General features: G+C 61.8%; 13 protein-coding genes. 8 read left to right on the top strand and 5 right to left on the bottom strand.

The features are described from left to right. The first annotated feature begins 122 nt into the window (after positions 1 to 122). Both metX and metW read left to right on the top strand, forming a co-directional pair. The gene (gene metX, locus FYJ85_RS03340; RefSeq protein WP_154416982.1) at positions 123 to 1,244 is read left to right on the top strand and encodes a homoserine O-acetyltransferase MetX; all 1,122 of its coding nucleotides are present in this window, start codon (positions 123 to 125) and stop codon (positions 1,242 to 1,244) included. Then, complete coding sequence (gene metW / locus FYJ85_RS03335; RefSeq protein WP_158704223.1) at positions 1,237 to 1,893, top strand: methionine biosynthesis protein MetW; 657 nt, start codon at positions 1,237 to 1,239, stop codon at positions 1,891 to 1,893. Before metX ends, metW begins: the two co-directional genes overlap by 8 nt. Before the next feature lie 77 nt (positions 1,894 to 1,970). Here the strand turns inward: metW and FYJ85_RS03330 are convergent, their stop codons facing one another. The 3 genes from FYJ85_RS03330 to FYJ85_RS03320 form a co-directional block, all read right to left on the bottom strand. Continuing rightward, entirely contained in the window at positions 1,971 to 2,336 is a 366-nt protein-coding gene (locus FYJ85_RS03330) for a hypothetical protein (protein WP_154416981.1), read from the bottom strand. 279 nt (positions 2,337 to 2,615) lie between these two features. Then, positions 2,616 to 2,993, bottom strand: a complete 378-nt coding sequence (locus FYJ85_RS03325; protein ID WP_154416980.1) for a hypothetical protein — start codon at positions 2,991 to 2,993, stop codon at positions 2,616 to 2,618. 201 nt (positions 2,994 to 3,194) lie between these two features. Continuing rightward, the gene (locus tag FYJ85_RS03320) at positions 3,195 to 3,788 is read right to left on the bottom strand and encodes a DUF308 domain-containing protein (RefSeq protein ID WP_106054814.1); all 594 of its coding nucleotides are present in this window, start codon (positions 3,786 to 3,788) and stop codon (positions 3,195 to 3,197) included. 499 nt (positions 3,789 to 4,287) lie between these two features. Here FYJ85_RS03320 and FYJ85_RS03315 point away from each other — a divergent pair, with 499 nt between their 5' ends. Together FYJ85_RS03315 and FYJ85_RS03310 are read left to right on the top strand one after the other, a co-directional pair. Next, on the top strand, positions 4,288 to 5,223 hold the full coding sequence (locus FYJ85_RS03315) for an alpha/beta hydrolase family protein (protein ID WP_154416979.1): 936 nt from the start codon (positions 4,288 to 4,290) through the stop codon (positions 5,221 to 5,223). 94 nt (positions 5,224 to 5,317) lie between these two features. After that, positions 5,318 to 6,586, top strand: a complete 1,269-nt coding sequence (locus FYJ85_RS03310; RefSeq protein ID WP_106054818.1) for a hypothetical protein — start codon at positions 5,318 to 5,320, stop codon at positions 6,584 to 6,586. A 330-nt stretch (positions 6,587 to 6,916) separates the two neighbouring features. Here FYJ85_RS03310 and FYJ85_RS03305 read toward each other — a convergent pair whose 3' ends face one another. After that, complete coding sequence (locus FYJ85_RS03305; protein ID WP_106054819.1) at positions 6,917 to 7,741, bottom strand: AraC family transcriptional regulator; 825 nt, start codon at positions 7,739 to 7,741, stop codon at positions 6,917 to 6,919. An 87-nt stretch (positions 7,742 to 7,828) separates the two neighbouring features. Between FYJ85_RS03305 and FYJ85_RS03300 the strand changes: the two genes are divergently transcribed. Both FYJ85_RS03300 and FYJ85_RS03295 read left to right on the top strand, forming a co-directional pair. Next, positions 7,829 to 8,938 (top strand): Gfo/Idh/MocA family protein, encoded by a 1,110-nt coding sequence (locus FYJ85_RS03300; protein ID WP_106054820.1) that lies wholly within the window; start codon positions 7,829 to 7,831, stop codon positions 8,936 to 8,938. Between the two features lie 2 nt (positions 8,939 to 8,940). Next, on the top strand, positions 8,941 to 9,591 hold the full coding sequence (locus FYJ85_RS03295) for a ThuA domain-containing protein (protein WP_154416978.1): 651 nt from the start codon (positions 8,941 to 8,943) through the stop codon (positions 9,589 to 9,591). A 75-nt stretch (positions 9,592 to 9,666) separates the two neighbouring features. On the opposite strand, the gene FYJ85_RS03290 is transcribed toward FYJ85_RS03295, so the two are convergent. Then, complete coding sequence (locus tag FYJ85_RS03290; protein WP_106054821.1) at positions 9,667 to 10,944, bottom strand: O-acetylhomoserine aminocarboxypropyltransferase/cysteine synthase family protein; 1,278 nt, start codon at positions 10,942 to 10,944, stop codon at positions 9,667 to 9,669. Between the two features lie 181 nt (positions 10,945 to 11,125). Between FYJ85_RS03290 and FYJ85_RS03285 the strand changes: the two genes are divergently transcribed. Then, entirely contained in the window at positions 11,126 to 11,416 is a 291-nt protein-coding gene (locus FYJ85_RS03285; RefSeq protein WP_206212947.1) for an HPr family phosphocarrier protein, read from the top strand. A 9-nt stretch (positions 11,417 to 11,425) separates the two neighbouring features. Beyond that, complete coding sequence (gene ptsP / locus FYJ85_RS03280; RefSeq protein ID WP_154416976.1) at positions 11,426 to 13,198, top strand: phosphoenolpyruvate--protein phosphotransferase; 1,773 nt, start codon at positions 11,426 to 11,428, stop codon at positions 13,196 to 13,198. Positions 13,199 to 13,212 lie beyond the last annotated feature (14 nt).

The raw sequence follows: 13,212 nt of genomic DNA, 5'->3' as shown, positions 1-13,212 counted from the left end.
TCCGCCCGGCCGCCGGCCGCGGAGCGAAATCGCAAAAACGTGATGTTTGAACTTGATTTGCAGGCCTCCGCCGTGTATATTACGTAATTTGAGTACCGATATCAGAGGAGGGCCTCATCAAGTTGCTCATCACCACGCCACAGAATTTCCTGCTTGCTGAGCCGCTGCCGCTTGATTGCGGCCGCGAGCTCAAGCAGGTCAACATCCGCTACGAGACGGTCGGAACGCTGACGCCGGAGGCGGACAATGCGGTTCTGATCACCCATGCGCTTTCGGGCAACGCCCACGTCTGCGGCCGCTACACCGAGAACGACCCGAAACCGGGCTGGTGGGACGATATGGTCGGTCCCGGCAAGGCGATCGACACGGACCGGTATTTCGTAATCTGCAGCAACGTCATCGGCAGCTGCGCCGGTTCCACCGGTCCGCGGTCGATCGATCCGGACACCGGCAATCCGTACAACCTGACCTTCCCGGTGATCACGATCCGCGACATGGTGCGCGCCCAGAAGCGCCTTGTGGAGTTTCTCGGAGTGCGGCGGTTGCTGTCGGTGATCGGCGGTTCGATGGGCGGTATGCAGGCGCTTGAATGGGCGATCAATTTTCCGGATATGGTGGACAGCGTCGTGCCGATTGCGACGACTTCGCAGCTTTCCCCCCAGTGCATCGCATTCGACTGGGTCGGCCGCGAGGCGATCAAGAACGATCCTCGCTGGAACAGCGGGAATTATTCGGCCGACCGGGTGCCGGAGGGCGGCTTGTCGACTGCGCGCATGCTCGCCCACATCACCTATCTCTCCGACGAATCCATGAGCCGCAAGTTCGGGCGCGAGCTTCAGGATGCCGACAGCTACAGCTTTGACTTTCAGCGCGACTTCGCGGTCGAGAGCTATCTGGAACATCAGGGGAGAAGGTTCGTCGAGCTCTTCGACGCGAACAGCTATTTTTATATCACCCGGGCGATGGACTACTTCGACATGGCCCGCCGCAGCGGCGGCGATCTGGCGAAGACCTTTTCCGCCGCGAAGGCCGCCTTTCTGGTCGTCTCGTTTTCGAGCGACTGGCTGTTTCCGACGGCGGAGTCGCGGAAAATCGTCAACGCCCTGCTGAAAAACCGGCTCAATGTGTCGTTCTGCGAAATTCAGTCGGGGTACGGGCATGATGCGTTTCTGCTGGAGGTCGATGCGCTCGGACGCATGGTCCGCGACTTCCTGCGCAATCGACTGGAGGTGCGCCGTGGCTAAAAACTACCATTCCGAACTCCGGAACCGTCCGGATCTCGCGATCATCGCGGAGCTGGTCGAACCGGGTTTCCGCGTGCTCGACCTCGGCTGCGGCGACGGCAGCTTCCTGAAAATGCTGAAAAACGAACACGGCGCCGAAGTGCTCGGCATGGAGATCGACCCGGATCTTCTCGCCGAAAGCATCGCCAACGGCGTTCCGGTCGTCCAGAGCGACCTTGATGACGAGCTGGATTTCGCCGAGGACAATTCGTTCGACCTCGTGATCCTGAGCCAGACGCTCCAGCAGATGCGCCGCCCCGACCAGCTGATGCGGAAAATCGTCCGGGTCGGCAAGCTCGCGGCAGTCAGTTTCATCAATTTCGGCTTCATCACCTGCCGGATGCAGCTGCTGACGCTGGGAACTATGCCGCGGACCAATCAGATTCCGTACCAGTGGTACAATACGCCGAATATTCACCACGGCACGATCAAGGATTTCCGCCGGCTCTGCAGGCATCTCGGCATCAGAATCATTCAGGAAATTCCGATCGGCCACTCGTTTCCGCTGCTGACCCGCTATTGGCCGAATCTCTTTGCGGTCGGGTGCGTTTTCCTGCTCGAAAAGAAGGAGCGCGCGCCCCGGCGCGACGCCGCTCCCCCGCACGCATAGGAAGAGAGCCGTGCCGGCCGGAACCGCAGGCGCCGGAGAGGGGCTCCCGCATCCGTGCGGAGGCGCCGTATGAACGGTCAGGGGGCGGCTGTGGCCAGGAGCGCATAGGCGGTTGGGTCGGAGGCGTCGGACTGGACGGAGAGCGCGTAGGAGCCGCGGGCCAGTTCGATGGCGCAGCTCTCTTCCTCTGCGCCGGGCTCGGCCTGGAGCCGGAGCAGGGAACGGCCGTTCGGCGCAAAGAGTTCGAGGCGGACCGGACCGGTTTCCGCGCGGAGGCGGAAAAGGTAGCGGCCGGTTGCGGAGACGACCAGCCGTCGCCAGTCGGCGAGCATTCTTCCGCCGGCGATTCCGCGCGGAACCAGTTCCCGGGCGCCGGTTTCCGGCAGGGATAATTCGAAGCGGGCGTTTTTCCCGATCAATTTGAGTTCGTCCTCGCCGGTCATCGGCAGCTTCCCCTTTTCAAAACGGATGTACATAAATGTGGGACATATTTATTATGCGATTTTGGGACTCTTTTGTCAAGCTGCTGTGATGATTTTCTGAAAAATATTAGCTCCGGAGGTGGATGAAACTCATCCGAACCCGAAGAATCCATTGGGCACAGGAAATCACAGCATCCCTGCCCGGCAACGGTTCCCGCCGTCTGCGGAGGCGTTTCTTTCCGCTTCTCGCGTTCCGGTACAGGATCCGGGGCGGCCCGGTGTGACGGAGTGCGGGAGGCCTCAGGCGATCCGCCCGGAGAGTTTCAGTGTATAACCGACCGGTTCCGGGGCCGGGGACGTGATCGACAGGGCGTATTCGCCCGGCGCCAGTTCGATGCCGTCGATGCTGCCGTCGTTTTTCGGACTTGCCGTCGTCCGGGCGAGACTGCCGCCGTCGGGGGAATGGATTTCAAAAGTGACTTCCCCCTGCCGGGAGGATAAACGGAAACAATACTGCCCCGCCGCAGAGACGATAAGCCGGTGCCAATCGGCGGATTTACGGCCGCCTGCCGTGCCGCAGGGAATCAGTTCGAGGTCGATCTGTTCGCCGACGGGAAGAATGAGCTCGAACTTCGGGTTTTCTCCGAGCAGCTCAAGGGTGTAATCGTGGTTTGTCATCGGGTAGATCCTTACTCGGAAAGCCTGCAGCGACACTCTTGTGGTACATATTAATATTATGACGCATCAATCCCCCTTTGTCAACCCCTTTTCCTCCCCTCTCTCCTTCTTTTTTGCGTGAAAACTCATATTCCGCAGAAAAAAGCAGGCCGGAGTTTTCCCCCCGGCCCGCTTTTCATTCCCATCCGCTTTACCGGATGGTTATTCCGTTTCCTCCGCTGTTTCCGCCTTCGCCGCCTTGCCGATTCTGCGGAATCTCATCGCCACACCGATCGTGATCGCTCCGTAGAAGATCAGGAAAAACGCGAACAGCAGGTTGAAAAATCCGATCGCCGCGATCGAACTCGTCGCAATCAGGATTCCGAACGCCAGCGTCACAAGTCCGTTGAGCGCGACCAGCCAGCGGAAGCCGACCGGGTGGAGTTTGTCTGCCAGCGCCGCCGTGAACAGCTCGATCGCATGCAGGACGAACCAGATGCCGAGCACGATCATGAGAAAACTTGCTCCCATGAGCGGATCGATCACCAGGAACAGGCCGGCGATGAACCAGAAGAGCGAGTAGAGCGCATAGCCGATCTTGAATTTCCGGTTCAGCGCCATCAGCGCGAATCCCTGCACGCCGCAGCCCAGCAGCATGATGCCGAGCAGGATGGCGAAGATGATCAGGGCGGAACCGAAATTCAGCGCGAAAATAATGCCGAGCAGGATCGAAATGATTCCCTGCGCAAGCATGAATTTCCACGAGTGCCCGGCCAGCAGATTGGTCGAAAAGTAGAAATAAGGTTGCGGTTTCATAAGTGTCTCCTTCCCCAAAGTGTGTTTCCCGCTGCTTGAAATATAATCCGCATTTGCTTCCGGTGCAAGCAGAATGCCGGAAAAAAGCGGATTCCGGTGTATGCCGGCCGCAAATGGAAGGCGGAATGATGGGGGGGAGATCAGCCGTTTCCAGTGGCGGGCGCCCGTCTCATTTTATGCGAGGGAAACGGCGCATGAGAGCAGATCTGTACCTGGGGCCCGTCTGTCGGGCGGTACGCTGCGAGAGGCTGTTCCGGCGCCGTGGGAACCGTCGCGTACCGGACCGGCCGCACGGAACCGCGTTCTTCCTGCCTGCCGCAGCGGATTTGTACTCCGGAACGGCCTCGGCAGGTACTTCGGATTGTATGTATACTGCAAAACCTGAACGCACAGCTGAATTTCATCGAAGCGGGGGAGAAAGACAGCGCGCCGAAGCTGCGGACGGCGGTTTGTACTTTCCGCTTTCCGGTGCTATCTTACGGGAAAGGGGATTGATCTGATGAAGTTATCCGGCATTCTGCTGTTCGCCGCGTTTCTGTTTTGCGCGTTTCTCTGCGCGGGGGAGGAGCGGGAGATCGGGTTCGGCGCCGAATGGCCGCTCAAGGGGACGCTGACCGTTCCGGACGGCGGGAACGGACCGTTTCCGCTGGTGGTTCTGGTCCACGGCTCCGGGCCGCAGGACCGCGACGAGACGCTCGGGCCGAACCGGCCGTTCCGCGATATCGCCCGCGATCTCGAGCGCGCCGGCGTCGCAACGCTCCGGTACGACAAGCGCACACGGGCGCACGGAGCCCGGGTCGCAAAGCTGAACGACTATTCCCTGGACGAAGAGGTCATCGACGATGCGGTGCTGGCGGTCGAGTTCGCCGCGAAGCAGGAGCGGATCGATCCGGGCCGGATTTTCGTTCTCGGCCACAGCCTCGGCGGGATGCTGCTGCCGCGCATCGCCGCGGCGACCGCAATTCCGGCCGGATACATCTTTATGGCGGCTCCGTCCCGGCCGATGAAGACGGTGCTGGAGGAGCAGTTCCGTTATCTGATCGGGCTGCGGGGCACGCCGGCCGCCGACTTCGAGATTGCGGCCGGACTCGGCGAAATGAAGCGTTCCGTTCCGGCCGGCTACTGGCGGGAGTTCAGCGAATACGTGCCGCTCGACGATGCAAAGCTCGTCGGCAGGCCGATGCTGTTTCTGCAGGGCGGCCGGGATTACCAGGTGACGGAAGAGGACTTCAGCGGCTGGAAACAGGCGCTCGGCGGCAGTCCGTCGGCCTCATTTCGTTTCTACGGGAATTTGAACCACCTGATGCAGAAGGGGATCGGAAAGGCGAAGCCGCAGGAGTATTTCGTTCCCGCGCCGGTGGATTCCCGCGTGACCGGTGACATTGCGCTTTTCGTCTCCGCGGCGGCGGCGCGGCGGGAACGTGCGGAACCGTAATTTGGACAGTTGAATTTTCCCGAACGAATGCTATGTTTCCCAACAATGTAATTTTGTTTATTTGTCGATGAGCTTTCAATTCCGGGGAGATGAGATGTCGAAGACGGTCGTTGGTATTTCGCATGAGAATCCGCACTATTTCACGATCAACGGGGAGCTGCGGCTTCTGATCAGTTCGGCCGAGCATTACGGCGCGCTGGTCAACCGCGCGTTCGATTATGTCCGTTATTTCCGGGAGCTTCGGAAGAACGGCTTCAATCAGACCCGGCTGTTCGCCGGCAGCTATTTCGAGCGCGCGAGCGACTTCAGTTTCGATTCGAATCCGCTGGCGCCGGGGGCGGAGAATCTGGTCCCGCTCTTTGCCGGGCCGGAGAAGACCCGGCTGCATCCGGAATACGTCGAACGGCTGCGCGCGATCCTCACCGCCGCCGACGAGGCCGGGGTCGTGGTCGAGCTCACGCTCTTTTGCGTCTTTTACAACGAGGGCAATTATCTGGATTCCCCGCTTCATGACCCGGCGGTTGACCGCCGGGAGTTTTTCGAGGCGCTGACCGAAGAGCAGAAGCGGTATGTGCGTCTGGTGCTGGCCGAGCTTGAGCCGTTCGACAATGTGATCGTCGAACTCATCAACGAGCCGTACTGGATGGTCCGCCGCATGGAGCCGGTGCTCCGGTTCCAGCAGGAGCTGGCCGAGCTGATCCGGGAGTGTGCGCCGGGCAAACCGGTCGCCTGGAATGTCGACAATACGTTGTCGTGCGCGTTCGACGGTGTTCCGGGAGCGGACGTTCTGAACTTCCACTACATGCGCCCCGAATGCGTGCTGGCGAACTGGCACCGGCAGCGTCCGATCGTCGATGACGAGACCGGTTTCTGCGGTTCCGCGAACCGTCCGTACCGGGAGGAGGCGTATCTGGCGCTCCTGGCCGGTGCGGCGGGATACAGCAATCTCGACATGGCTTATACGGTCGAGGCTCCGGACGGAACCGAACGGTGTTCCGAACAATGCACGCACGGCGGCGGGAAGAGCTTTCACCGCGAGCTTGCGGCGCTGGCGGCCTTTCTCGGGCGGTTTGATTTTTCGAAGGCGCGCCCGGCGTTCGAGATGTTCCGGCCGGAGTGCCGTTCGGCGGCGCTGTCTCTGGGGGGAGGGCGCTATCTTGCCTATGCGGCGGAGACGGCGGGGAAGGTGCTCGCCGTGTCGCTTCCGGCCGGGGAGTACTGCCTGCGCTGGTTCGACCCGGTGACAACGGAGCTGCTGAAGGAGGAGAAACACGTTTCGAATGAACTCTGGATGCGCCCGGTGACGCCGCCGACCGAGGGCGAGATGCTGCTGGAAGTCTGCCGGGTTGGAACAGGCGACTGAAAACGCAAGGGGAGCGCAAGCGACCGGGTTCAGGGCTGTCCGGCCCCGGCGGGATTCTTAAGGACGCGCACTCCTTGAGAGCTTATTCAGGGATAAGCTCCGAGTGGAGTTTGAGGCGACGCCTCAAGCCGGACCCGGGCAAAGCCCCTGCGCAAAAATCCGCAGCGAAGTTGCGGTGCTTTGCCCTGTGTGAGCGAAAGCGGCCGGAGGCTGCGGAGCGACTAAAGGGTTTATTGCGTTGTATCAGGAAAATACGATGAATAATCGGAGCCGCAGGCAACGTTTGAATGCGGGTAATCTATGGGACGGATAGGGCGGCGCGCCTGTTTTTCATCCCCCGACCCGGTTGCGGTCGCGATAAGCGCTCGCCGTCTCGCCGTTTTCCAGCCGGAACCGGCGTGAAAAATAGAACGGGTCCGCGAATCCGCACCGCCGGGCGATCTCCGCGACCGGCAGCGTCGTTTCGATCAGCAGCCGCCGCGCCCGGTCGATCCGGGCGTTCAGCAGGAACTCCCCCGCCGGCAGATTGAGGTAGGCCAGAAAAAAGCGCCGGAACGTCGTGCGGGAAATTCCGAGCTTCGCCGCCTCCTCGTCCCAGTCGTACGGCCGGGACGGATTCCGCCGGATCTGCCCGGCCAGCGCCCGGAGCTCCGGCTCCAGCCGCCCCGGTACGCCCAGCTGCTTCTCCAGCAAACTCTCGAGGACGAGCCGTACCGCGCAGCAGTCGAGCCGGTCGGTGTTCGATTCGAGCTCCGCGTCGGCCGCGAGCGTTTCGAACTCCTCGGCCAGTTCGAAGAGTCGGTGCGGATTGCCGACCTGCCAGAACGGCCGGTTCTCCCGCATGAGCCCGAGTTCCCGCAGCTTTTCCCCGCAATTTTCCGGGTAGATCAGGAAGATTTCACGCCAGGCGGAGTCGGGCCCGTAGTGCATCGGTTCACCGGGCCACTGGGTCAGCACCGCCGGCGCGCGGACTTTGTGCCGGACTCCGCCGAGCTCGTAGAAGCCTTCTCCCGCCAGGACGAACGAAAAGTTCCAGCTCGGGAAAATCCGGTCGACGATATCCCGCTTCTCCGGGATGAAGCCGATCGAATCGAGCTGCGGCGCCACATTCAGCCGGCGCGGCAGTCCGGCCAGGTGTCTGGATAAATAATCCATTTTAATAAATTTTTTGTCTATTGGTTTGCGGGACGATGTAAGGTATACTATATCCGTCGTCCATTCAAGTCAAAATCGAGGTGATTCATGAAAAATGCCGTTGCAATCGGGGTGATCGGGTGCGGGAACATCAGCGACGCCTATTTCCGGTCGCTGCCGTCTTTCCCGGACGTGCGGCTCGCGGCCGCGAGCGATCTGGTGATGGAGCGGGCCAAAGCGAAGGCGGAACAGTACGGCTTCCGCGCGATGACGACCGAAGAGCTGCTGAACGATCCTGAGATCAGGCTGGTCATCAACCTCACCACGCCGGAGTTCCACACCGCCGTCAACAAGCGGATTCTGATGGCCGGCAAACATGCTTACACCGAAAAGCCGTTCGGCCTGGACCGCGAGGCCGGACGTGAAGTGCTCGCGCTCGCCGCTTCGAAAGGACTCCGGACCGGCGGCGCTCCGGATACGTTTCTCGGCGGCGCGCACCAGACCTGCCGCCGGCTGGTCGATGCGGGCGCGATCGGGAAGGTGGTCGCCGGAACCGCATTCATGCAGTGTCACGGCCACGAGAGCTGGCACCCGAACCCGGCTTTCTACTACCGGCGCGGCGGCGGCCCGCTGTTCGACATGGGGCCCTATTACCTGACTGCGCTGGTCAATCTGCTCGGCCCGGTGGCCGAAGTTGCGGCGTTCGGCGGACGCGCCTTCGACGAACGCGAAATCACGGCCCCTGCCGCGACCGAAAAAAGCTGCAAAGTCGAGGTCGACACGCATATCGCGGCCGTGCTGCGCTTCGCGTCGGGCGCACTGGTGAATCTCGCGATGAGCTTCGACGTCTGGAAGCACTCTCTGCCCTGCATCGAGCTGCACGGCACGGCGGGATCGTTGTCGGTGCCGGACCCGAACTGCTTCGGCGGCGAGGTCCGGCTTTTCCTGCCGCATCTGGCCGAGTGGGCGAAACTGAAGCTCACGCACGGCTACACCGACAATATGCGCGGCATCGGGGCGGCGGATCTGGCCCGCTCGCTTTCAGGCGGCGTTCCGGCCCGCGCCTGCGGAGAACTTGCGTTCCACGTTCTCGATGTCATGTGCGGCATCAGTGATTCCGCGCGGACTGGCGCATTCGTCAAAGTGCAATCGACCTGCGAACGCCCGGCGCCGTTGCCGGTCGGACTCCGGCACGGTCAACTTGAATTGGAGGCATGAAAATGAACCGGAAAGCATTCATCACCTGGGGCGGCTGGAGCGGCCATGAGCCGGAGCAGACTTCCGCCTTGTTTGCGAAGCTGCTGGCGGAGAAGGGATTCGCGGTCGAACGCGTCGATTCGCTCTCTCCCCTGGCGGATACGGAGAAAATGAAGACGTTCGACCTGATCGTGCCGGTGTGGACCATGTCGTCCATCGCGAAGGAGGAACTCAGGGGGCTGCTTGAGGCGGTCCGCTCCGGGGTCGGCATCGGCGGCTGGCACGGCGGCATGGGCGACGCGTTCCGGCAGGAGACCGAGTATCAGTGGATGGTCGGCGGCCAGTGGGTCGCCCACCCCGGCAACGCGATCGACTATACGATCGAAGTCGTGAAGAATGATCCGATTACAGCCGGAATCGGCACGTTTGCGATGCATTCCGAGCAGTATTACATGCACACCGACCCGGGCAATGAGGTGCTCGCCGTCACGCGCTTCGACGGCCGGCACGCCGACTGGATTGCCGGGACGATCATGCCGGCGGCATGGAAGCGGCACTACGGAAAAGGCCGGGTGTTCTACTGCTCGCTCGGACACGTTGCGGCGGATTTCGATGTCCCCGAAGCGCGCGAACTGACGCTGCGCGGACTGCTCTGGGCGGCACACGCACTCTGACCGCGCTTTTGCGCCCCGGGAGTCGGAGCGGGACGAAACGTCCCCCTCCGGGGCCCGGAAGGGGACGCGGACCGGTCAGGCGTTGGCGAGGGCCTGATCGAAGTCGGCTTTGATATCGTCGATGTTTTCGATTCCGACGGAAAGCCGGATCATATCCGGGGAGACGCCGGCGGCTTTGAGCTCGGCGTCGGAGAGCTGGCGGTGGGTCATGCTGGCCGGATGCAGCACGCAGGTGCGGACGTCGGCCACATGGACGACGATCGCCGCGAGCTTCAGGGAGTTCATGACCCGTTCGCCGGCCGCCTTTCCGCCCTTCACTCCGAAGCAGATCACGCCGGAGCAGCCCTTCGGCATGTATTTTTTCGCCAGTTCGTACTGGCTGCTCGATTTGAGGCCCGGATAGTTGACCCAGCTGACCTTCGGGTGATTCTCGAGGAACTCCGCCATCGCCATCGCATTTTCGCAGTGGCGCTGCATGCGGATGTGCAGCGTTTCAAGCCCGAGGTTGGCGAGCAGCGCGTTGAAAGGCGCCATCGGGACCCCCATGTCGCGGATGAACTGCACCCGCAGCTTGACCGAGAACGGGGCGGCCTTGAAGTTCTCCATATAGACCAGCCCGTGATAGGCCGGATCCGGCTCCGTGAAGTCCGGGAACTTGCCGTTGCTCCAGTTGAAATTCCCCTTTTCGATGACGATTCCGCCGATGGCCATGGCGTGGCCGTCGGTGTATTTGCTGGTCGAGTGGGTCACGATGTCCGCGCCGAAGTCGAACGGGCGGCAGAGATAGGCGGTCGGAAAGGTGTTGTCGACGATGAGCGGAATCCCGGCTTCGTGGGCGATGCCGGCGAACCGCTCGATATCGAGCACGATGAGGGCCGGATTCGCGAGCGTCTCCGCGAAGATCGCTTTCGTGTTCGGGCGGATTGCCTTGCGGACCGTCTCCGAGTCGGCGTCGGGCTGGACGAAGGTGAATTCGATTCCGAGCTTGCTGAAGGTGTTGGTGAACAGCGAGACCGTTCCGCCGTAGAGGCTCGCGACGGCGACGATGTGGTCTCCGGCCCGGGCGATGTTCAGTATGGCGAGCATCGAGGCGGTCTGCCCCGCGCTGACCGCAACGGCGGCGACGCCGCCCTCGAGCGCGGCCATCTTCTTCTCGAATGCGTCGACGGTCGGATTTGCGAGCCGGGTGTAGAAGAACCCTTCGCTCTTGAGGTCGAAGAGGTCGGCGACGCTCTGGGCGTCGTCGTATTTGTAGGTCGTGCTCTGGTAGAGCGGCAGCGTGCGCGGTTCTCCGTTGCCGGGCCGGTAGCCGGCCTGGACCGCCTGTGTTTCAATATGCCAGTTCTGATTCATGATGCGGTGTTTCCTTCTATTGCCGATGCAGATGGTTTTTGAGGATTGTGTGTTGAATATAGCGTTGAAATCCGTATTTTACAAGCCGGACGCGGTTGCTTTATCCGTGAAAACGGTATATATTAATCACCCGTGAGGCATGGAGCGGAAACAACAACCACGATGGAGCTGGATGACATTCATGGGCGAAAAGAACGTTTTCGAGCAGGAGATCACGGTGGATAACGCCATGGGGCTGCATGCGCGCCCCGCGGCGCAGCTGGTCAGGATCGCCTCCGGCTACGATGCGTCCATGAGTGTGGAGAAACTCGATGACGGCGGCGAGGTCGCCGACTGCCGCAGCGTGCTTTCACTGCTGATGCTGGCGGCCGGGCGGGGCACGAGGCTGCTGCTGCGCGTCTCCGGCCCGCAGGCGGAGGAGGCGTTCCGCGCCGCGGTCGATTTCTTCACTTCGAAGTTCGGGGAAGAGTAGGAGGTTCCCATGGCGCTTCCGACACAGACGATTCAGGCGCTCGCCGTTTCTCCCGGCATCGCCATCGGGCGAACGATGCGCGTGACCGGCCAGACCCGATACCGCGAGCCCGAGCCGCACCGGATCACCGAAGATGAAATCCCGGCGGAGCTCTCGCGCCTTTCGGCCGCCCTCGCGCTGACCCGGACCCAGCTGGTCGAGCTCCGGCAGGAGGTCCGCAACAAGCTGAAGGCCCAGGAAGCGGAGATTTTCGACGCGCATATCATGATCGTCGACGACCGTACCATGATCGCCGAGGCGGAGAAGGGAATCCGGGAGAAACACTATGTTGCCGAATACGCGCTCTATCTTGCCAGCGAACATTTTGCAAACGTTTTTGCCGGGATGGCGGACGAATACCTGCGCGAGCGCGCCGCGGACATCCGCGACGTTTCGGCCCGCATTCTGTCGAACCTGACGAATATCCATGTGCACGGTCACGAGATCGACCTCGACGACCGCCGTATCATCGTCGCACACAATCTGTCGCCCTCCGAAACCGCCCAGCTCGACGTCGAAAAGGTGCTCGGCTTCGCGGTCGAAACCGGCAGTGCGACCAGCCATACCGCGATTCTGGCCCGGTCGATGCGGCTCCCGGCCGTGGTCGGGATTCCGCCCGAACTGCCCGAACAGCTTACGGCGGACGACAAGCTCATCATCGACGGTTACAGCGGCAAGCTCCTGATCAATCCGGATGCCCGCACCGAAGAGGCGTACCGCCTGAAAAAAGCCGAGGCCGGCCAGCTCTGGAGCCGGCTCGAGAGCGAAAGCGAGCTGCGGCCGGAGACGACCGACGGCTTCATCGTTCAGCTGGCCGCGAACCTCGATTCTCCCGACAAGGTCGGCGAGGTCAAGCGGTGCGGCGCCAGCGGAATCGGCCTTTTCCGCACCGAATATCTGTATATGAACCGGCAGACCCTGCCGGATGAGGAAGAGCAGTTCGAGGTTTACAAGAAGCTGCTGGTCGAGTGCGACAACGCGCCCCTGATCGTGCGCACGCTCGACGTCGGCGGCGACAAATTCAATACGAACATCTACCGGGCGAACGAGCAGAATCCGTTCCTGGGGCTGCGCGGAATCCGGCTCTGTCTGCACGAACGGCGCGATATTCTCGAGACCCAGCTGCGTGCGCTGCTGCGGGCCGGGGTTTTCGGGAATCTGCGGGTCATGCTGCCGATGGTGAGCAGCATCCGCGAGGTGATCGAGGTCCGTTCGATCATCGGGCAGCTCCAGCAGCAGCTTGAGAACGAGAAGCTCGAATATATGTCGCACCTGCCGCTCGGCATCATGATCGAAACGCCCGCCGCGGCGCTGATGGCGGACAAGTTCGCCCCGATGGTCGACTTTTTCAGCATCGGGACCAACGACCTTGTCCAGTACACGATGGCGATCGACCGCGGCAATGAGCGGGTGGCCTATCTGTACCGGCCGTCCCACCCCGCGATCCTGGGGCTGATCCGCAACTGCGTCGAGGCGGCGAACCGGCACAATATCTGGGTCAGCGTCTGCGGGCAGGCCGCCGCCGACGCATATATGGTTCCGCTGCTGGCCGGGATCGGCGTACATGAGCTCAGCATGGCGCCGTCGTCGATCGCGGTGGTGCGCCGGGTGATCCGCAGCATGTCGATGTTCGAGATGCAGGAGACCGCGCAGGCCGCGCTGGCCTGCACGAATGCGACCGACGCGCTGGCCATTTCCGAGGCGCTGATTCATCTGCGCGCGCCTGAAATCGTCAATATCTGAAGAAGCTGTTATTT

It is taken from the genome of Victivallis lenta, from assembly GCF_009695545.1.
In the GTDB taxonomy this organism is placed as follows: Bacteria; Verrucomicrobiota; Lentisphaeria; order Victivallales; family Victivallaceae; genus Victivallis; species Victivallis lenta.
The sequence above is the reverse complement of the archived record's forward strand: the minus strand, read 5'-3'. Positions and strand labels throughout refer to the sequence as shown.

Coding starts and splice junctions, on each gene's coding strand:
- FYJ85_RS03330 (WP_154416981.1), bottom strand. CDS start 2,336: ATGACCGGCGAGGACGAACTCAAATTGATCGGGAAAAACGCCCGCTTC.
- FYJ85_RS03325 (WP_154416980.1), bottom strand. CDS start 2,993: ATGACAAACCACGATTACACCCTTGAGCTGCTCGGAGAAAACCCGAAG.
- FYJ85_RS03320 (WP_106054814.1), bottom strand. CDS start 3,788: ATGAAACCGCAACCTTATTTCTACTTTTCGACCAATCTGCTGGCCGGG.
- FYJ85_RS03315 (WP_154416979.1), top strand. CDS start 4,288: ATGAAGTTATCCGGCATTCTGCTGTTCGCCGCGTTTCTGTTTTGCGCG.
- FYJ85_RS03310 (WP_106054818.1), top strand. CDS start 5,318: ATGTCGAAGACGGTCGTTGGTATTTCGCATGAGAATCCGCACTATTTC.
- FYJ85_RS03305 (WP_106054819.1), bottom strand. CDS start 7,741: ATGGATTATTTATCCAGACACCTGGCCGGACTGCCGCGCCGGCTGAAT.
- FYJ85_RS03300 (WP_106054820.1), top strand. CDS start 7,829: ATGAAAAATGCCGTTGCAATCGGGGTGATCGGGTGCGGGAACATCAGC.
- FYJ85_RS03295 (WP_154416978.1), top strand. CDS start 8,941: ATGAACCGGAAAGCATTCATCACCTGGGGCGGCTGGAGCGGCCATGAG.
- FYJ85_RS03290 (WP_106054821.1), bottom strand. CDS start 10,944: ATGAATCAGAACTGGCATATTGAAACACAGGCGGTCCAGGCCGGCTAC.
- FYJ85_RS03285 (WP_206212947.1), top strand. CDS start 11,126: ATGGGCGAAAAGAACGTTTTCGAGCAGGAGATCACGGTGGATAACGCC.
- ptsP (WP_154416976.1), top strand. CDS start 11,426: ATGGCGCTTCCGACACAGACGATTCAGGCGCTCGCCGTTTCTCCCGGC.